Raw genomic sequence first — 19,698 nt, 5'->3', positions numbered from 1 at the left:
ACGCCGTCAGTCCTTCCTTACGCCGCCACGCCTCACGCCGTCAGCTTTTGCGCCGTCACCCTGGCCCCGCCGCGTTTACGCCGTCCACTGGTCGAAGCCGAGCTTTGCCACGAGGGAGAAGACGACGACGAGCAGCACGCCGCGGACGAACTCGCTCCCCTTCCGCAGTGCGGTGCGAGCCCCGAGCATCGCGCCGACCAGGTTGAACACGGCCATCAGCGCTGCCAGCTGCCACAGCACCGTGCCCTGGTAGGCGAACATCGCGAGCGCGCCGGCGTTGGTGCACACGTTGACGATCTTTGCGGTGGCGGAGGCGGTCACCAGATCCAGGTGGAGCACCGCGGTGAGCGCCAGCACCAGGAACGTGCCGGTGCCCGGCCCGAACAGCCCGTCGTAGAAGCCGATACCTCCGCCGACGAGCACGATCGCGAGGACGGTACGGGTCCGGGTGACACGGCGCCTGTCGACATCGGCGGCCGTCGTGCCGAACGAAGGACGCAGCATCACGAACGCGGCCACGCCGAGCAGCACGACCATGATCACAGGGCGCAGCAGCTCGCTGCTGATGCCCGCCGCGAAGAAGGCGCCGCCCATCGAGCCGGCGAGCGCGGCGAGTCCGATGCGCACGGCGGTCTTCACCTGCACCGGGGCCTTGCGTACGTAGGTGATCGCGGCGCCCGACGTGCCGACGATGGCGACCGCCTTGTTCGTACCGAGGATGTGGGCGGCCGGGACCTGCGGCAGCCCGAGCAGCAGCGCGGGCAGCAACAGCAGCCCGCCGCCACCGACGACGGCGTCGATCCAGCCGGCCGCGGCGGCGGCGAGACAGAGGAAGAGGAGGGTGGTGAGCGATATGTCGGGCACGGTGGTGACCCTATGGACGGGATACGTGCGCCGTCCATCGATCGAGGAAGTCTTGAGCGTGCTCTGAGGTTGAGGGGGCGGTGCCCGTGAGCGTGCTCTGAGGTTGGGGCGGCGCCGCGACCGCAGCGCGTCCCCCGGAAACCCTGGAATCCCGCCCTTTCCCGCACCGGGGACTCCGCCCCGGATCCGCTTCCGGCGGCGCCGCTCCCGTGCCCTCGCGCATCGCTCGCCGGCGGGGCCGGCCACTCCCGTCGGGGCTTCGCCCCGAACCCCACGCCCCGAACGCCGGCGAGCTGGATGTGCCGGCGGCCCGAGGCCACCGCGCGCAGCGCGGTACCGGGTCCGGGCGGAGCCCGGGTCGGGAGGGGAGGGGGCCTCACAGCGGGGGGCCGGGCCTGCTGAGGGCAAGGTTCCCCGTGGGAAACAGAAGGGGACCTGCCGGGTAACACCGGCGACGCACGCTGCATGCATGACTTCGGAGATCGTGGTGATCGGCGGCGGGACGGCGGGTGTGCGGCTTGCGCGTCAGCTCGGCGCGGGCGCTCGCGTCACGGTCCTCGGCGAGGAGACGCACGCGCCGTACAACCGGGTGCTGCTCGCGGAGGTGCTCGCGGGCCGGTACGGGCCGGAGGTGATCGCGCTGCCGGAGGTCCCGGTGCGGCGGGGGGTGCGGGCGACGTCGGTGGACCGCGACCGGCGGGTCGTGCACTGCGCGGACGGCACGGCCGTCGGCTACGACCGCCTCGTCCTCGCGACCGGCTCCAACCCGGTGCTGCCGCCCCTTCGCGGTATCGGCCCCGGGCTCCCGGACGGCGTCCACCCCTTCCGCACCCTGGACGACTGCGCGGCCCTGTCCGGCGCGGTCCGTCCCGGCACACGGGCGGTGGTGGTCGGCGGCGGGCTGCTGGGTGTGTCGGCGGCCCGGGCCCTGGCGGTCCGCGGCGCGAAGGTGGTGCTGGCCCAGCAGGGCGAGCACCTCATGGAGCGCCAGCTGGACGTGTCCGCTTCGGGGCTGCTCCGGGCCCATCTCGAACTGCTCGGCGTCGAGGTGCACACCGAGTGCCGGGTGCGCGGCCTGCGGACCACGCCCGAGGGGACGGTCGGCGCCGTGGTCCTCGCGGACGGCTTCGCGCTGGACGCGGAGATCGTGGTGCTGGCCTGCGGCGTGCGGCCCCGAGTGGGTCTGGCGGTCGACGCCGGGCTCGAGGTGCGGCGGGGTGTCGTCGTCGACGACGAACTGCGCACCTCCGACCCGCACATCCACGCCATCGGCGACTGCGCGGAGCACGACGGTGTCGTGCAGGGCCTGGCCGGCCCGGCGCTGGAGCAGGCGGACGTCCTCGCGTCCGTACTGAACGGCGAAGGGGCCCGCTACTCCGGCACCCGCGCGCTGACCCGGCTCACCCTGGCCTCCGCGACGAGCCCGCTCGACCTGGCCGCGTTCGGTGACCCGACCCCACGCCCCGGGGACGACGTCGTCCAGCTCGCCGACGCCACCCGGGGCGCGTACCGCAAGGTCGTCGTCCGCGGAGACCGGCTCGTCGGCGGCGTACTGCTCGGGGATCTCGCGTCCGTCGGCGCGCTCGCCCGGGCCTGGGAGGGCGACGAGGCCCTGCCGGACTCCCTCCCCCTGCTCCACCTGCTCACCAATGATGGAGGCGCCTGATGGCTGCGATGTCCCCTTCCGCGACCACTCCCACGATCGTGGTCGTCGGCCACGGAATGGTCGGCCAGCGGTTCCTGGAGGCCCTGGCCGAGCGTGGCGTCACCGAGCGGGCGCGGATCGTCGTGCTGTGCGAGGAGCCCCGCCCCGCCTACGACCGGGTGCGTCTGACCTCGTACTTCTCCGGGAACACGCCCGACGACCTGTCGATGGTCGAGGACGGCTTCATGGAGCGGCACGGCATCGAGCTGCATCTGGACGACCCGGCGGAGCGCGTCGACACCGCCGCGCGCACGGTCACCTCACGCGCCGGGCGGACCCTCTCGTACGACACGCTGGTGCTGGCCACGGGCTCATACCCGTTCGTGCCGCCGGTACCGGGCAAGGACGCGGAGGGCTGTTTCGTCTACCGGACCATCGAGGACCTTCTCAAGATCGAGGAGTACGCGAAGACGGCGCGCGTGGGCGCGGTCGTCGGCGGCGGGCTGCTCGGCCTGGAGGCGGCGGGGGCGCTGAAGGGGCTGGGGCTCGAGACGCACATCGTGGAGTTCGCGCCGCGGCTGATGCCCGTGCAGGTCGACGAGGGCGGCGGCGCGGCACTGCTGCGCACCATCGAGGGCATGGGGCTGACCGTCCACACGGGTGTCGGCACTCAGGAGGTCACCGCCGGCGTCGACGGCGCCGTCAACGGCATGGCGCTGTCGGACGGCTCGGTGCTCGAGGCGGACCTGGTCGTCTTCTCCGCGGGCGTACGGCCCCGGGACCAGCTCGCGCGGGACGCGGGCCTCGCGGTCGGTGAGCGCGGCGGCATCGTCGTGGACGAGCAGTGCCGCACGTCGGACCCCGCTGTCTTCGCGATCGGCGAGTGCGCGCTGGCGTCGGACGGCCGGGTGTACGGGCTGGTGGCGCCCGGTTACGAGATGGCGGAGGCGGCGGCCGCGGCACTGGACGGCCAGGAGCAGACCTTCACCGGCGCGGACACGTCCACCAAGCTGAAGCTGCTGGGTGTGGACGTGGCCTCGTTCGGCGACGCGCACGGCGCTGCCGACGGCTGCCTCGACGTCGTGTACTCCGACTCCCGCGCCGGGGTCTACAAGAAGCTGGTCGTCGGGCCCGGCGGTGAGCTGCTCGGCGGCATCCTCGTCGGTGACGCCGAGTCGTACGGCACCCTGCGGGCCTTCACCGGATCGGTGCCGCCGATGGCGCCGGAGCAGCTGGTGCTGCCGGCCGGCGCCGGTGCGCCGGCCGCACTGGGTCCCGCGGCCCTGCCCGACGAGGCGGTGATCTGCTCCTGCCACAACGTCACCAAGGGCACCATCCGCGGCGCGGTCACCGAGCACTCCTGCACGACGGTGCCCGAAGTCAAGAAGTGCACCAAGGCCGGTACCGGCTGCGGAAGCTGCGTCAAGGTGCTCGGCCAGCTCGTCAACGCCGAACTGGAGGCGTCGGGCGTCGAGGTCGACAAGGGGCTGTGCGGCTGCTTCGGCCAGACCCGCCAGGAGCTGTACGAGATCGTGCGCGCCCTGCGCATCACGTCGTACCGGCAGCTGCTCGACGCACACGGCCGGGAGGCGGCGCGCGGCAAGGACGGCTGCGAGATCTGCAAGCCGACCATCGGCTCCATCATCGCCTCGCTCGCTCCCACGATCGGTGCCCCCGGCTATGTCCTGGAGGGCGAACAGGCCGCCCTCCAGGACACCAACGACCACTTCCTCGCCAACATGCAGAAGAACGGCTCGTACTCGATCGTGCCGCGCATCCCCGGTGGTGAGATCACCCCGGAGAAGCTGATCATCATCGGTGAGGTGGCCCGCGACTTCGGCCTCTACACGAAGATCACCGGCGGTCAGCGGATCGACATGTTCGGCGCCCGCGTCGACCAGCTGCCGCAGATCTGGGCACGCCTGGTGGACGCCGGCTTCGAGTCGGGACACGCGTACGGAAAGGCGCTGCGCACGGTCAAGTCCTGTGTGGGCCAGACGTGGTGCCGCTACGGCGTGCAGGACTCGGTCCGCATGGCGATCGACCTGGAGCTGCGCTACCGGGGCCTGCGCTCGCCGCACAAGCTGAAGTCGGCGGTCTCCGGCTGCCAGCGCGAATGCGCGGAGGCCCAGTCCAAGGACTTCGGCGTGATCGCGACGGCGAACGGCTGGAACCTGTACGTCGGCGGCAACGGCGGCGCGACACCGCGCCACGCGGACCTGCTGGCCCAGGACCTGTCCGACACCGAACTGGTCCGGCTCATCGACCGGTTCCTGATGTTCTACATCCGCACCGCCGACCGGCTGGAGCGGACCTCGACCTGGCTGGAGCGCATCGAGGGCGGGCTCGAGCATGTACGGGACGTGGTCGTGAACGACTCGCTCGGCATCTGCGCGGAGCTGGAGTCGCTGATGGCCGACCATGTGGCCGGATACCGCGACGAGTGGGCCGAGACGCTGAACGACCCCGAGCGGCTGCAGCGTTTCGTGTCCTTCGTCAACGCGCCCGACGTCCCGGACCCGACCGTGAAGTTCGTGCCCGAGCGCGACCAGGTCAAGCCCGATCTGCCGCTGCTGTCCATCCCTTCGTATCACCAGACCCTGGAAGGTGCCGCCCGATGACCGCGACGACCCTCGCCCCCGCCACGACGGACGTCCAGATCCAGCTCAGGTTGGGTGAGGACTGGGCGGCGCTGTGCCCGCTGTCCCGGCTGACGCCGGGACGGGGCGTGGCGGCGCTGCTGCCGGACGGCCGTCAGGCCGCGATCTTCCTCGACCGCGAGGGCCGGCCGTACGCCATCGACAACCGCGACCCGTTCAGCGGCGCGCAGGTGCTGTCGCGCGGCCTGGTCGGCTCGGCGGCCGGCCGGCCGTTCGTCGCCTCGCCGCTCCTGAAGCAGCGTTTCGACCTCGGGACCGGGCGCTGCCTGGACGACGACGCGGTGTCGGTGACGGCGTACGAGGTCCGGCTGTCCTGAGCCGCCGCACCCGCCGGGACAGCTCCGCTCAACCGCCGCACCCGCCGGGAGAGCTCCGCTCACGCGTCGTCTGTCACTGCCCTGACTCTTCACGACGCGTGAGCGGCACCCCGGCCCTCTTCTCCATCGAGGTCATTCGCCGCCCTCGGCCGTCGCACGCTGCATCGCCTCGACGTCCACCCACATGACCTCCCACAGGTGGTTGTCGGGGTCCTGGAAGGAACGGCCGTACATGAACCCGTAGTCCTGCGGGTCGTTGGACGGCGAACCGCCTGCGGCGAGCGCGGCGTCCACCAGCTCGTCGACCTTCTCGCGGCTGTCCGCGCTCAGGGCCAGAATGGCCTCCGTGGTGGTGGCGGCGTCCGCGATGTCCTTCTTGGTGAAGTCCTTGAAACGCGCCTCCGTCAGCAGCATCGCGTAGATGGTGTCGCTGAAGACCAGACAGGCCGCGTTCTCGTCGGTGAACTGCGGATTGAAGGAGTAGCCCAGTTTGGTCCAGAAGGACTTGCTGGTCTCCAGGTCCTTGACGGGCAGGTTGACGAAGATCATCTGAGCCATGGCGGTCTCTCTCCTGTGGGGCGCCGCGGTGTGCACGGCGCCGGTGTGTGCGATGCGTTCACAGGGGCAGACGGGCGGCCCGCGGCGAACTCATCGGTCTCACGGAGAATTCTTCGCTCAACCTCTGACAGTCACCCTCCGTTGAAGTGTGCGCCACTCACCGCTTCTATGGTCCGGGAGCGCGCGACCCCGCGGCACCGACCGGCGCCGCGGGGCGGTCATCCCACCCTGGAGTGACAAGTGGAACGTCGCAGCTTCCTGCGCGGAGCGGTCGTCGGCACCTCGGCCGCCGCCTTCGGCTTCACCCTGTGGCAGGGCGCCGCCTCCGCGGCCCCCGCGCAGCCAGGCTCCGGCCCCTACGGGGCGCTGGGCCCGGCGGACGCGAACGGAATCCAGCTGCCGGCCGGCTTCACCAGCCGGGTGATCGCCCGGTCGGGAAAGAAGGTCGGCTCCACCTCGTACACCTGGCACAAGGCCCCCGACGGGGGCGCCTGCTTCGCGGACGGCAGCGGCTGGATCTACGTCTCCAACTCGGAGATCTCCTCCACCGGCGGCGCGAGCGCCGTGAGGTTCTCCTCGACCGGTGCCATCACGGGCGCCTACCGCATCCTGTCCAACACCAACCGCAACTGCGCGGGCGGCGCCACTCCGTGGAACACCTGGCTCTCCTGCGAGGAGGTCAGCACCGGGTACGTCTACGAGACGGACCCGTGGGGCGTGAACGCCGCCGTACGCCGGTCCGCCATGGGGCGCTTCAACCATGAGGCCGCCGCGGCCGACCCGGTACGCAAGGTGATCTACCTGACCGAGGACGCTTCGGACGGCTGCCTCTACCGCTTCGTCCCCACCACGTGGGGCAATCTGTCCTCCGGCACCCTCCAGGTACTCAAAGCCGGAACGGGCACCTCCGGCTCCTTCACGTGGGCGACCGTGCCGGACCCCGACGGTTCGCCGACCCCCACCCGCGACCAGGTGTCCGGCGCCAAGCTGTTCAACAGCGGCGAGGGCTGCCACTACGCCAACGACACCGTGTGGTTCACGACCAAGGGCGACAACCGCCTCTGGCAGCTGAACCTGCTGAGCGACACGTACGAACTGGCCTACGACGACTCCCTCGTCGTCGGCGGCTCCGCGCCGCTCACCGGTGTGGACAACGTGACCGGTGCCGCCTCCGGCGACCTCTTCGTGGCGGAGGACGGCGGCAACATGGAGATCTGCGTGATCACCCCGGACGACGTCGTGGCGCCGTTCCTGCGCGTCACCGGTCAGTCGTCGTCGGAGATCTGCGGACCCGCCTTCTCCCCCGACGGCAGCCGGCTGTACTTCTCCAGCCAGCGCGGCACCAGCGGCAGTTCGTCGGGCGGCATCACCTACGAAGTGACCGGCCCGTTCCGCGCATAGCGAGCTCGGGCTCCGCGGTGGCGCCGCCGCGCAGCAGGGCGGCGCCCAGCGGGGTGAGGGAGTGCAGCACCGCGTTCCCGTGGCGCAGGGTCACCACCAGGCCCGCCTCACGGAGCACGGCGGCGTGCTGGCTCGCGGAGGCCAGGGACACCCCTGCCCTGCGGGCCAGTTCGCTCGTCGTGCAGCCACCGCGGATGGCCTGGAGCACCGCGGAGCGGGTATGCCCCACCAGGCGGCCCAGGGAGACACCCCCGCCGTCCCCCGCGGAGTGCTCGCCGGCGTGCGAGACCGGGTAGACCAGCACCGGCGGCAGGGACGTGTCGCGGTAGACCACCGGCGTCCCGCGGCAGAAGAACGACGGCTGGAGCAGCAGGCCGCGTCCGTCCAGGCGCAGTTCGCGATCGACGGGATAGTCGGCCTCCAGGACCGGTGCGCGCCAGCGCAGTACCGGCGGCAGCGAGGCGAGCAGTTCCCCGGCGCCCCCGTCGAGCAGCGCCCGGCCGCGCACGACGCGGTCCGCCTCCACCCGGCCCTGGATGTGGGACCAGTACGGCTCGACCGCCGCGCGGTAGTACCCGCGCAGGAGCTCCACGAGCCGGGCCACCGATTCGGACCTGCCCTCGGCGAGGGAGAGCAGCCGGCCGGGCAGTGAGCGCAGGGGCGAGCGATGGGCGGCGGCCAGGGCGACTTCGGCGTGCAGGCGGGACGGGGGCGTCGCCCGCAGCGCCTCGAGGCCCGCTTCGAGGCCCTCCGACGCCTCCGGCGGTGTGAGAAAGTCCGGGAAATATCCGCGCTGGGGCACAAGGGCGGAGAGCAGTCGTGTTTCATCTTTCAACCGCGCTCGCGCTTCGGAGCGCCATTCACCGAAGACGAGTGCGCCTCTTCGGTCGCGCAATCGGTGAAAACTGAGAATGGATTCCCACAACGCGTCCGGCCTGGCCGCCATCCTCACCCGCGCCAGGTCGTCCGCGTTGAAATGAATACGAAGCACCGAACCCCCACTGTTGCACCCACTATCGCCCCCAGCATTGAGTATGCATGCAATCACAGGTTGTTACCACGGTGTTTCAGCCACAGTTGAAACGCCTCGCGGGCTGTGGGGGCGAACCGAAAAGCTGTACGACGTCGGGCATGAAACCTACTTCACCGAAGTGACGCAGCGAGGACCGTGGGGGGCTTTGCGCGTCCGGCGGCGGTGACGAAGGTTGCGGCTCCGTGTCCGGCACGGGAAATGGAGCGCGGTCGGCGGGTGGGGATCCGCAGGCCGCGCTCCTGTCCGTTGCAGGGCGCTCCGAGCGGCAGAAATTCGACCACTGTTAAGAAGCCGGAAGCTCGTTTGATCCGCAATTCAACTGACCCGGGGTTCAACAGGAACCTTTCGAATCCCGCGCCGGCCGGCAGAAGCGGAACAGGCGCACGCGCCACGGCATCAGGCACGGCACGCGCGCCAGGGCATGCGGAAGAGGCGGGCCCGAGGAGGGCATGCGGAAGGGGCAGGCCCGCAGCGGCACGCGGAAGAGGCGGACCCGAGGAGGGCATGCGGAAGGGGCGGGCGCCCCGCACAGGCGCCCGCCCCTTCTCTGGTGAGCCGGAACCGCCACCGGACGGCCGGTGAGGGTCGGGGTACCGGGCTCCGGGTTTTCGTGCCCCGGGCCCGGTGGCGATTCCGGGGTCCGATGGTCCTACCGGGAGTCGCTGCCGGTCGACTGGGCCGCCGCACGGCCCGCCTCGAGCCGCGCCACCGGGATACGGAACGGCGAGCAGGAGACGTAGTCCAGGCCCACCTCGTGGAAGAAGTGCACCGACTCCGGGTCACCGCCATGTTCGCCGCACACGCCGAGCTTGAGGTCGGGCCGGGTCGCCCGGCCGGCCTCCACCGCGCTCCGGACCAGGGAGCCGACGCCGTCCCTGTCGATGGTCTCGAACGGCGAGACCCCGAAGATGCCCTTCTCCAGGTACGCGGTGAAGAAGCTGGCCTCCACGTCGTCGCGGGAGAAGCCCCACACCGTCTGGGTCAGGTCGTTGGTGCCGAAGGAGAAGAACTCGGCGGCCTCGGCGATCTGCCCGGCGGTCAGCGCGGCGCGCGGCAGCTCGATCATCGTGCCCAGCGCCAGCTTCAGATCGATGCCGGTCCGCTGCTGCACCTCCGCGATGACCTGCTCGGCCTCGTCGCGGACGATCTCCAGCTCCTGGACGGTGCCGACCAGCGGGATCATGATCTCGGCCCGCGGGTCACCCTTGGCCTCGACGCGCTGCGCGGCGGCCTCGGCGATCGCCCGTACCTGCATGGTGAACAGGCCGGGGATGACGAGCCCGAGGCGTACGCCGCGCAGGCCCAGCATCGGGTTCTGCTCGTGGAGCCGGTGCACGGCCTGCAGCAGACGCAGGTCGTTCTCGTTGTGGTCCTTGCGGGCCTCGGCGAGGGCGACGCGCACCGAGAGCTCGGTGATGTCCGGCAGGAACTCGTGCAGCGGCGGGTCGAGCAGACGCACCGTCACCGGCAGCCCGTCCATCGCCTCGAACAGCTCGACGAAGTCCTGCTTCTGCTGCGGGAGCAGCGCCTCCAGCGCTTCCTCCCGCTCGTCGTCGGTGTCCGCGAGGATCAGCTTCTCGACCATCTCGCGGCGCTCACCGAGGAACATGTGCTCCGTCCGGCACAGGCCGATGCCCTGGGCGCCGAAGCGGCGGGCACGCAGCGCGTCCTCGGCGTTGTCGGCGTTGGCCCGGACCCGCAGCCGGCGTACCCGGTCCGCGTAGGCCATGACCCGGTGTACTGCCTGGACGAGCTCGTCGGCGTCGTCGGCGCCCGCGTGCATCCGGCCCTCGAAGTACTCGACGACCGGCGACGGCACGACGGGGACCTCACCGAGGTACACCTTGCCGGTGGAGCCGTCGACGGAGACGACGTCGCCCTCCTCGATGACGGTGCCGTTCACCGTCAGCCGGCGGCGCTTGGTGTCGACCTCGAGCTCCTCCGCGCCGCAGACACAGGTCTTGCCCATGCCGCGGGCGACGACTGCGGCGTGCGAGGTCTTGCCACCACGGGAGGTCAGAATGCCCTCGGCGGCGATCATGCCGTCCAGGTCGTCCGGGTTGGTCTCACGGCGGATCAGGATGACCTTCTCGCCGGAGCGCGACCACTTGACCGCGGTGTACGAGTCGAAGACGGCCTTGCCGACGGCCGCGCCCGGTGAGGCGGCGATGCCGCGCCCGAGCAGCTCGGCCTTGGCCTTCTCGTCGAAGCGCGGGAACATCAGCTGCGCGAGCTGGGCGCCGTTGACGCGCTGGAGCGCCTCGGCCTCGTCGATCAGGCCCTGGTCGACGAGCTGGGTGGCGATGCGGAAGGCGGCACCTGCGGTGCGCTTGCCCACGCGGGTCTGCAGCATCCACAGCTGGCCGCGCTCGATGGTGAACTCGATGTCGCAGAGATCCTTGTAGTGGTTCTCCAGCGTCTCCATGATCTGCATCAGCTGGTCGTACGACTTCTTGTCGATGGACTCGAGGTCGGCCAGCGGCACGGTGTTGCGGATACCGGCGACGACGTCCTCACCCTGCGCGTTCTGCAGGTAGTCGCCGTAGACGCCCTGGTGGCCGGAGGCGGGGTCGCGGGTGAAGGCGACACCGGTGCCGGAGTCGGGGCCGAGGTTGCCGAAGACCATGGAGCAGATGTTGACGGCCGTGCCGAGGTCGCCGGGGATGCGCTCCTGACGGCGGTAGAGCTTGGCGCGGTCCGTGTTCCAGGACTCGAAGACCGAGCAGATCGCGAGGTCCATCTGCTCGCGCGGGTCCTGCGGGAAGTCGCGGCCGGCCTCGGACTTGACGATCTTCTTGAACTGCTTGACGAGCTTCTTCAGGTCCGCGGCGTCGAGGTCGGTGTCGACGGTGACCTTCTTGGCGGACTTGGCGTCCTCGAGGGCTTCCTCGAAGAGCTCGCCGTCGACGCCCAGCACGGTCTTGCCGAACATCTGGATGAGGCGGCGGTAGGAGTCCCACGCGAAGCGCTCGTCGCCGGCCTGCTGGGCGAGGCCCGCGACCGAGCTGTCGGAGAGGCCGATGTTGAGGACGGTGTCCATCATGCCGGGCATCGAGAACTTGGCGCCCGAACGTACGGACACCAGCAGCGGGTTGTCGGCCTGGCCGAGCTTCTTGCCCATCGCCGTCTCAAGGGCGTCGAGGTGCGCACTCACCTCGTCGCGCAGGGCAGGGGGCTCGTCGCCGCTCTCGAGGTAGACCTTGCACGCCTCGGTGGTGATCGTGAACCCGGGAGGGACCGGAAGACCGAGGTTGGTCATCTCGGCGAGGTTCGCGCCCTTTCCACCGAGCAGGTCCTTGAGCTCTTTGTTGCCCTCGGTGAAGTCGTAGACGAACTTCTGATCTTTGTTTTCCGACACGGGTCTCGACTCCTCGAGGACTCGGTGGCTGCCCTGACGGCGAGGAACATACCCAGATCGAAGGCGTCTGGGTACGTCCACTTGCGCGTCATGCGGGCTCAACCACCCATGCGCCACCAGATCAAAAGTGACGCGCCGGTCCTGTGCACTGGGAAGCCGAGTTCATCACTTGAAGGCACAAGCACACAGAGTGCTCAATCGCCTCATATTTCGACACGTCCGATAGTCATTGTGTCGATCGATCAAAACAAGGCGGGGTGGCACTCAGTGCCAACCTACGAGAAGTGCAGCCTGTGCGATCTCGCTCATATGAGCCACTGAGACCTCAGGGGTGGCGAGGATCACCTTCCAGATGCCGCTCAGATGTCACCATCCGGACACCTGGTTCATGATTGTGCGTCACCGCCCCAGCACGTTACGCGATGGCGGGTGGAGGTTTGGAGGCCGAATCGACTGCGCGCAGTCCCCTCCGCGTACAAATCCCGCCTCGTCGCGCAGCTTTAGGCGCTCACATGAGCGCGGCCCCAGGACGGGCACCCGATGCCATCCGTCCGAGGCTTCAGACCGGCGTCGCCCACTCGGGGAACGCCGTCTCCCGCACCGCAGCCCTTTGCTCGGGGGCGCGGTTCCTGCGGCCCGCCGCCGGGAGGTCGCCCCCCGGCCGCTGCCGGGATCCCGGTGGCGCGCGGTGGGCGTCCCCCGACACCCGGCGCCGCACGGTCCACACCCGCTGCGCCTGCTCCACCGCTTCCTCGTGCGCGCCGATCCCGGTGAGTCGGAGTCTCAGCCACCCGAGGTGTCGAGTTCGGCGTCGGCGCTGACGCCCGCGCAGTCGTACGGGTCCTTCAGCCAGCCGTCCGGGAGGACCACGCGGTTGTTCCCCGACGTCCGCCCGCGTGGCCCGTCGGCGCCCACGGGCCACGCCTGGTCCAGATCGAGCTCCCGCAGCTGACCGCCCAGTTCGTCCAGCGACGAGGTGACCGCCAGCTTCTTGCGCATCTCCGAGCCGACCGCGAAGCCCTTCAGGTACCAGGCCACGTGCTTGCGGAAGTCGATCACCCCGCGCGACTCGTCGCCGATCCACTCCCCCAGCAGCGTCGCGTGCCGCAGCATCACATCCGCGACCTCGCGCAGCGTCGGCCGCGCGTAGCCCTCCGGGCGCCCCTCGAAGGCCGCCACCAGGTCTCCGAAGAGCCACGGCCGGCCCAGACAGCCGCGCCCCACGACCACACCGTCGCAGCCCGTCTCGCGCATCATCCGCACGGCGTCGTCCGCCGACCAGATGTCGCCGTTGCCCAGCACGGGGATCTCGGGGACGTGCTCCTTGAGACGGGCGATCGCGTCCCAGTCCGCGGTGCCACCGTAGTGCTGGGCCGCCGTGCGCCCGTGCAGGGCGATGGCCGTGACACCCTCCTCGACGGCGATGCGACCCGCGTCGAGGTAGGTGATGTGGTCGTCGTCGATGCCCTTGCGCATCTTCATGGTGACCGGCAGGCCACCGGCGTTCGTCACCGCTTCGCCCAGGATCGCGCGCAGCAGCGGCCGCTTGTACGGGAGCGCCGAGCCCCCGCCCTTGCGAGTCACCTTGGGGACCGGGCAGCCGAAGTTCAGGTCGATGTGGTCGGCCAGGCCCTCGTCCACGATCATGCGCACCGCCTTGCCGACGGTGACCGGGTCCACCCCGTACAGCTGGATCGAGCGCGGCGTCTCGGTCGCGTCGAAGTGGACGAGCTGCATGGTCTTCGCGTTGCGCTCGACCAGCGCCCGCGTGGTGATCATCTCGCTGACGAACAGGCCCTTGCCGCCCGAGAACTCCCTGCACAGGGTGCGGAAGGGCGCGTTGGTGATGCCGGCCATGGGGGCGAGGACCACCGGCGGCTGCACGGCGTGCGGGCCGATCCGGAGTGTGTTCGTGGAGGCGGGGGCGAGCGTGGTCATTCGCCCATTGTCGCGCATCGCCGGGATGACCGGCCCGGACGGGAGGCGGAGACCAGGCGGCCCCGGGTGGGGGCGCGGGCCCGGCGGACGGGCGGGGGCCGTCGGTCGCGCAGACAAGGGCCGTCGGCCGCGCAGCGGGCCCGGCGGACAGGCGCGGGCCGTCTGTCGCACAGCCAGGGGCCAGGACCGCGATGCGGCGGTCCTGGCCCCTGCTGCACGCATCAGCCCTGGCTCTGACTCTCCTGCGGCACCGCCGCGCCCTCGGTCTGCGGCTCGGTGTCCGGCGTGGCCTCCTGGGCGCGCTCACGCATCTTGCGCACCAGCTCCTGCTTCTGGTCGGCCGCCGCCTTGCGGTCGGCGTCGCGGCTGAGGCCGCCCGCCTGCTGTTCGGCGCGGGACAGCTTCTTGCGCTGACCGCCGACACCGAGGAGGTTGTTACGGCTCTTGGCCATGGGGTTCTCCCATCGTGGGTGAGAAGTGACTTCGGGAACGTCTGACGGGGGGCGGGTGACCGCCGCCCTCTCACTCGTGGATCTGGAAGAACGAAGACATGGCCGTGACGGTACCGCTTCTGCGACGCCGCCGGTATTCGCTTTTCCGGCCGCACCCCGGCCGCGGGACCGTGCACGGCCGCCCCGTACCGCCGGCACCCGTCCCTCACGGCCCGCCCCGTACCGCCAGTGCCGGCCCCCTCACAACTTCCCGCGCACCGCCAAGTACCAGCCCTTCACGGCCCACTGCTCACGGCTCCGCAGGACCACGCGGCGGGGCTCACCCTTCCCCGGCCGCCGGGTCCACCGTCGCCTGGTGCGCCTGTACCAGGTGCTCCTCGGCCTTGAGCCAGGGCAGGAACTGCGCGTTCCTGCGCCAGTCGCAGGTGCCGCAACGCAACTGCCGCTGGATCCCCGACTTCTCGACCCGCACGACGTGTTCGCGTCCGTGCTGGTCCCATCTGCGGACCTTGCTGGTCGTCATGGACGGCATCCGTGCCTCCTGTGCCTGGCCTGCCTGTGGGTGCGCGCGGGCCCAGTGTGCACGAAGCCCCCGGTTCCGTTACCCGGAACCGGGGGCTTCGAACGCGTCGGACGCCGGGCGTCAGCAGCCCAGCAGACGGCTGCCCAGGTAGCCCTGGATCTGGTCGAGCGAGACACGCTCCTGCTTCATCGTGTCGCGCTCGCGCACGGTGACCGCGTTGTCGTCGAGGGTGTCGAAGTCGACGGTCACGCAGAACGGGGTGCCGATCTCGTCCTGGCGGCGGTAGCGGCGGCCGATGGCGCCCGCGTCGTCGAACTCGATGTTCCAGTTCTTGCGCAGGTCGGCGGCGAGGCCCTTGGCCTTCGGCGAGAGCTGCGGGTTGCGGCTCAGCGGGAGCACGGCGACCTTGACCGGCGCGAGGCGCGGGTCGAGGCGCATCACGGTGCGCTTCTCCATGACGCCCTTGGCGTTGGGCGCCTCGTCCTCGTTGTACGCGTCGAGCAGGAAGGCGAGCATGGCGCGGCCGACACCGGCCGCCGGCTCGATGACGTACGGCGTCCAGCGCTCGCCGGCCTCCTGGTCGAAGTACGACAGGTCGGTGCCGGACGCCTTGGAGTGCGCGGAGAGGTCGTAGTCGGTGCGGTTGGCGACGCCCTCGAGCTCGCCCCACTCGCTGCCGCCGAACTGGAAGCGGTACTCGATGTCCGCGGTGCGCTTCGAGTAGTGCGAGAGCTTCTCCTGCGGGTGCTCGAACCAGCGCATGTTCTCCTCACGGAGACCCAGGTCGCGGTACCAGTTCCAGCGCTGGTCCATCCAGTACTGCTGCCACTCCTCGTCCTCGCCCGGCTTGACGAAGAACTCCATCTCCATCTGCTCGAACTCGCGGGTGCGGAAGATGAAGTTGCCCGGAGTGATCTCGTTCCGGAAGGACTTGCCCATCTGCGCGATGCCGAACGGCGGCTTCTTGCGCGAGGTCTGCTGCACCTGGCCGAAGTTGGTGAAGATTCCCTGCGCGGTCTCGGGCCGCAGGTAGGCGACGGAGCCGGAGTCCTGGGTCGGGCCGAGGTGCGTCGCGAGCAGGCCGGAGAACTGCTTGGGCTCGGTGAACGTGCCCTTGTTACCGCAGTTGGGGCAGTTCAGGTCGACCAGGCCGTTCTCGGGGAGGCGGCCGTGCTTCTCCTCGTACGCCTCCTCCAGGTGGTCGGCGCGGTAGCGCTTGTGGCAGGAGGTGCACTCGGTCAGCGGGTCGGTGAAGGTCGCGACGTGGCCGGACGCCTCCCAGACCTCGGTGGCCAAAATCACCGACGAGTCGATCCCGACGACGTCCTCGCGCGAGGTGACCATGTAGCGCCACCACTGGCGCTTGATGTTCTCCTTGAGCTCGACACCCAGCGGCCCGTAGTCCCAGGCGGCCCGCTGGCCGCCGTAGATCTCGCTGCAGGGGTAGACAAAGCCACGGCGCTTGCTCAGGTTGACGATCGTATCGATCTTGTCGGCGGCCACGGTGCTCTCTTCATTACGACGACGAACGGAGAATGACTCAGGTTACCGGCGGCGCCACCCCCCGGATCAAATCGGATCGGACGAAGGTGAGGGACGGACGTTTATTGACAATCGTTTCCGTTTTTGTTGAAAATGACTGTCATGAACGTACGACGCCTCATACCCACCGCCGCCACCGCCGCCACCGCCGGAGCAGTCACGCTCGGCCTCCTGGCCGTTTCCGCCTGCTCCACCTCCGACGCCGCGAGCGTCGACGGCGCAGGCGACGGCAAGCTGAAGGTCGCCGCGTCGTTCTACCCCATGCAGTATCTCGCCGAACAGATCGGTGGCGACAACGTCTCCGTCACCACCCTCACCAAGCCGGGCGTCGAGCCGCACGACCTGGAGCTCAAGCCCCGCCAGACCGCAGAGCTGAACGACTCCGGTCTGATCCTCTACCTCAAGGGCGTCCAGCCCGCCGTCGACAAGGCCATCGACCAGGCGAGCGTGAAGTACAAGGTGGACGCCACCACGCTCACGCAGCTGAAGACCTTCGACACCTCCGGCGGCCACGACCACGGTCACGGTCACGAAGAAGCCGGGCACGAGGAGGGCCACGAGGAAGCCGGCCACGGTCACGAGGAAGCCGGGCACGAGGAGGGGCACGAGGAAGCCGGGCACGAGGACCACGAGGCGGCGCCGAACGCCGACCCGCACATCTGGCTCGACCCCGTGAAGTACGCCGAGGTCGCCAAGGGCGTCGGCGCCCAGATGGAGAAGGCCGACCCGGACAACGCAGCGGACTACAAGAAGAACACCGACGCGCTGGTCGCGAAGCTCACCGCCCTCCACACGGACTTCGACAAGGGCCTGAAGAACTCGGCCACGAAGACGTTCATCACCACCCACTCCGCCTTCGGCTACCTCGCCGAGCGCTACGGCCTGAAGCAGGAGGGCATCGCGGGCGTCGACCCCGAGTCCGAGCCCAGCCCGGCGCGGATCAAGGAGCTCCAGACGATCGCGAAGGAGGACAAGGTCACCACCGTCTTCTTCGAGACACTGGCCAGCGACAAGACCGCGAAGACCCTCGCGAAGGACACGGGTCTCAAGACCGACGTCCTCGACCCGCTCGAGGGGATCACGGACAGGTCGAAGGGCGACGACTACGTCGACGTCATGCGCGCCAACCTCGCCGCGCTGCAGAAGGCCCTCGGCGCGAAGTGACGCAGTACCACCACGAGAGGCGGCCCCGCATGAGCACCGAGCCGGTCATATCCGTCCGCGGAGCCCGGGCCACGCTCGGCTCGCGCCCCGTCCTGCGCGGCATCGACCTCACCGTGGACCGCGGTGAGGTCGTCGCCCTGCTCGGCGCCAACGGCTCCGGCAAGTCCACCGCCGTGCGCTCGGTGATCGGCCAGGTGCCGCTCACCGACGGCCGGATCGACCTGTTCGGCACGGAGCTGCGCCGCTTCCGGCAGTGGGCGCGCGTCGGTTACGTGCCGCAGCGCACGACCGCCGCGAGCGGTGTGCCCGCGACCATCCGCGAGGTCGTCGCCTCCGGCAGGCTCTCGCGTGCCCGCTTCGGGCTGCCCTCGCGCGGTGACAGGGCGGCCGTGCGGCACGCGATCGAGCTGGTCGGCCTGGGCGACCGGGCCAGGGACTCCGTGAGCGCCCTGTCCGGCGGCCAGCACCAGCGGGTCCTGATCGCGCGGGCGCTCGCCGCCGAGCCCGAGCTGCTGATCATGGACGAGCCGATGGCCGGGGTCGACCTGACCAGCCAGGAGGTGCTGGCGGAAACGCTGCGCACGCAGGTCGCCGCCGGTACGACGGTGCTGCTGGTGCTGCACGAGCTGGGGCCGCTGGAGCCGCTGATCGACCGCGCCGTCGTCCTGCGCGACGGCTGCGTCGTCCACGACGGGCCGCCCCCAAAGGCCGTGGGCCAGCACGCCCTGCCGGGCCACGACCACGTACATCCGCACGCGGCCGACGAGCCGCTCCGCACGGGACTGCTCACATGATCCTGGAAATGCTCGAATCCGCGTTCATGCAGCGCGCACTGCTCGCGGCGCTGCTGGTCGGCATCACCGCCCCAGCCGTCGGCATCTACCTGGTGCAGCGCCGGCAGGCCCTGATGGGCGACGGAATCGGCCACGTCGCGATGACCGGTGTCGGCCTCGGCTTCCTGCTGTCGACCAACCCCATCTGGATGGCGACGCTGGTCTCGGTCGTCGGCGCCGTGCTGATGGAGCTCATCCGCACCTACGGCCGCACCCGCGGCGACATCGCGCTGGCGATGCTGTTCTACGGCGGCATGGCGGGCGGTGTGCTGCTGATCGAGCTCTCGGACAGCGGGTCCACGGCCAACCTCACCACCTATCTCTTCGGCTCCCTCTCGACGGTCTCCGACCAGGACGTCGTCGCCATCATGCTGCTCGCGGCGTTCGTGGTGGCGGTGTCGCTGGGCCTGCGGCGCCAGCTGTTCGCCGTCAGCCAGGACGAGGAGTTCGCCCGGGTCACCGGCCTGCCGGTGCGGGCGCTGAACCTGCTGGTCGCCGTCACCGCGGCGGTCACGGTCAGCGTCGCCATGCGGGTGGTCGGCCTGCTGCTGGTGAGCGCCCTGATGGTGGTCCCGGTGGCCGCCGCCCAGCAGATCTCGCGCTCGTTCAAGGCGACGTACGCCCTGTCGGTCGCCATCGGAGTGACGGTCGCACTGGCCGGAACCACCACCTCCTACTACCAGGACGTGCCGCCGGGAGCGACGATAGTAATGCTCGCCATCGCCGTTTTCGTCGTGCTGACCGCGCTGGCCACACCGCTGGCACGGCGGCGGGCGAAGGCGATGGAGGCGAGCGGCGTCGGTGACGCGGGTGGGGCGGAGTGCGCCGTCGGCGTTCCGGGTACGCGGCGCCCGGGCGACGACGTCAAGGTCTGAGCCCGGCGGGGGACGCGCCACCCCGTGCCCGGGACGGGTCCGCGCGCGGGCCTGGCACAATAGCCCGACGTATGAGCGGGCCAAGCGAGGAGGCACCTGTGACCACGGCGCCAACCGGCGGGAACACCGCCCCGGTACGAGGCCGGTCGACCCGGCAGCGGGCCGCGGTGGCGGCGGCGCTCGACGAGGTCGACGAGTTCCGCAGCGCGCAGGAACTGCACGACATGCTCAAGCACCGCGGCGACTCGGTGGGCCTGACGACGGTCTACCGCACACTGCAGTCGCTCGCCGACGCGGGCGAGGTCGACGTGCTGCGCACCAGCGAGGGCGAGTCGGTGTACCGGCGCTGCTCGACCGACGACCACCACCACCATCTGGTGTGCCGGATGTGCGGCAAGGCCGTCGAGGTCGAGGGCCCGGCGGTGGAGCGGTGGGCGGAGACGATCGCGGCGCAGCACGGCTACGTGAACGTGGCCCACACGGTCGAGATCTTCGGCACCTGCGCGGAGTGCGCGGCGAAGGCCGGCTGACCTGT

Annotated in this window: 16 protein-coding genes; 8 read left to right on the top strand and 8 right to left on the bottom strand. The window is 70.4% G+C overall.

Annotation, left to right across the window (positions count from 1 at the left end; genetic code table 11):
• Window positions 1–75: 75 nt before the first annotated feature.
• Window positions 76–864 (bottom strand): TSUP family transporter, encoded by a 789-nt coding sequence (locus tag AB0903_RS07850; protein WP_366700084.1) that lies wholly within the window; start codon window positions 862–864, stop codon window positions 76–78.
• Between the two features lie 469 nt (window positions 865–1,333).
• On the opposite strand from AB0903_RS07850, the gene AB0903_RS07845 reads away from it, so the two are divergent.
• The 3 genes from AB0903_RS07845 to nirD are packed head-to-tail and all read left to right on the top strand — an operon-like array spanning window position 1,334 to window position 5,486.
• Window positions 1,334–2,530, top strand: a complete 1,197-nt coding sequence (locus tag AB0903_RS07845) for an FAD-dependent oxidoreductase (protein ID WP_366700082.1) — start codon at window positions 1,334–1,336, stop codon at window positions 2,528–2,530.
• The gene (gene nirB, locus AB0903_RS07840; protein ID WP_366700080.1) at window positions 2,530–5,130 is read left to right on the top strand and encodes a nitrite reductase large subunit NirB; all 2,601 of its coding nucleotides are present in this window, start codon (window positions 2,530–2,532) and stop codon (window positions 5,128–5,130) included. Before AB0903_RS07845 ends, nirB begins: the two co-directional genes overlap by 1 nt.
• The gene (nirD, locus tag AB0903_RS07835; protein ID WP_366700078.1) at window positions 5,127–5,486 is read left to right on the top strand and encodes a nitrite reductase small subunit NirD; all 360 of its coding nucleotides are present in this window, start codon (window positions 5,127–5,129) and stop codon (window positions 5,484–5,486) included. The genes nirB and nirD overlap by 4 nt, the downstream gene beginning before the upstream one ends.
• A gap of 132 nt (window positions 5,487–5,618) precedes the next feature.
• Here the strand turns inward: nirD and AB0903_RS07830 are convergent, their stop codons facing one another.
• A complete protein-coding gene (locus AB0903_RS07830; RefSeq protein WP_366700076.1) occupies window positions 5,619–6,044 on the bottom strand; it encodes a VOC family protein in 426 nt (141 codons plus the stop codon).
• 240 nt (window positions 6,045–6,284) lie between these two features.
• Between AB0903_RS07830 and AB0903_RS07825 the strand changes: the two genes are divergently transcribed.
• Window positions 6,285–7,445, top strand: coding sequence for an alkaline phosphatase PhoX (locus AB0903_RS07825; protein ID WP_366700074.1), 1,161 nt, complete (start codon window positions 6,285–6,287; stop codon window positions 7,443–7,445).
• Here the strand turns inward: AB0903_RS07825 and AB0903_RS07820 are convergent.
• The 6 genes from AB0903_RS07820 to AB0903_RS07795 all read right to left on the bottom strand — a co-directional run bounded on the left by AB0903_RS07820 (window position 7,411) and on the right by AB0903_RS07795 (window position 16,252).
• A complete protein-coding gene (locus AB0903_RS07820; protein WP_366700072.1) occupies window positions 7,411–8,436 on the bottom strand; it encodes a winged helix-turn-helix domain-containing protein in 1,026 nt (341 codons plus the stop codon). The genes AB0903_RS07825 and AB0903_RS07820 overlap by 35 nt on opposite strands.
• A gap of 691 nt (window positions 8,437–9,127) precedes the next feature.
• Complete coding sequence (ppdK, locus tag AB0903_RS07815) at window positions 9,128–11,836, bottom strand: pyruvate, phosphate dikinase (RefSeq protein WP_366700070.1); 2,709 nt, start codon at window positions 11,834–11,836, stop codon at window positions 9,128–9,130.
• A gap of 783 nt (window positions 11,837–12,619) precedes the next feature.
• Window positions 12,620–13,774 (bottom strand): tRNA dihydrouridine synthase DusB, encoded by a 1,155-nt coding sequence (gene dusB, locus AB0903_RS07810; RefSeq protein ID WP_366700068.1) that lies wholly within the window; start codon window positions 13,772–13,774, stop codon window positions 12,620–12,622.
• Between the two features lie 221 nt (window positions 13,775–13,995).
• Window positions 13,996–14,226, bottom strand: coding sequence for a DUF6243 family protein (locus AB0903_RS07805; RefSeq protein WP_366700066.1), 231 nt, complete (start codon window positions 14,224–14,226; stop codon window positions 13,996–13,998).
• 319 nt (window positions 14,227–14,545) lie between these two features.
• Window positions 14,546–14,758, bottom strand: a complete 213-nt coding sequence (locus tag AB0903_RS07800) for a hypothetical protein (RefSeq protein ID WP_366700064.1) — start codon at window positions 14,756–14,758, stop codon at window positions 14,546–14,548.
• Between the two features lie 111 nt (window positions 14,759–14,869).
• Entirely contained in the window at window positions 14,870–16,252 is a 1,383-nt protein-coding gene (locus AB0903_RS07795) for a glycine--tRNA ligase (protein WP_366700062.1), read from the bottom strand.
• Window positions 16,253–16,393: 141 nt separating this feature from the next.
• Between AB0903_RS07795 and AB0903_RS07790 the strand changes: the two genes are divergently transcribed.
• From AB0903_RS07790 to AB0903_RS07775, 4 genes are all read left to right on the top strand, one after another.
• Window positions 16,394–17,455, top strand: coding sequence for a metal ABC transporter substrate-binding protein (locus tag AB0903_RS07790; protein WP_366700060.1), 1,062 nt, complete (start codon window positions 16,394–16,396; stop codon window positions 17,453–17,455).
• 29 nt (window positions 17,456–17,484) lie between these two features.
• A complete protein-coding gene (locus AB0903_RS07785) occupies window positions 17,485–18,249 on the top strand; it encodes a metal ABC transporter ATP-binding protein (protein WP_366700058.1) in 765 nt (254 codons plus the stop codon).
• On the top strand, window positions 18,246–19,163 hold the full coding sequence (locus tag AB0903_RS07780) for a metal ABC transporter permease (protein ID WP_366700056.1): 918 nt from the start codon (window positions 18,246–18,248) through the stop codon (window positions 19,161–19,163). The genes AB0903_RS07785 and AB0903_RS07780 overlap by 4 nt, the downstream gene beginning before the upstream one ends.
• Window positions 19,164–19,261: 98 nt before the next feature.
• The gene (locus tag AB0903_RS07775) at window positions 19,262–19,693 is read left to right on the top strand and encodes a transcriptional repressor (protein WP_366700054.1); all 432 of its coding nucleotides are present in this window, start codon (window positions 19,262–19,264) and stop codon (window positions 19,691–19,693) included.
• Window positions 19,694–19,698 lie beyond the last annotated feature (5 nt).

The sequence above is a fragment of the Streptomyces sp. NPDC048389 genome, from assembly GCF_040706335.1.
Lineage (GTDB): Bacteria > Actinomycetota > Actinomycetes > Streptomycetales > Streptomycetaceae > Streptomyces.
Note: the sequence above shows the minus strand (reverse complement) of the source record. Positions and strands in the feature narration are given on the sequence as shown.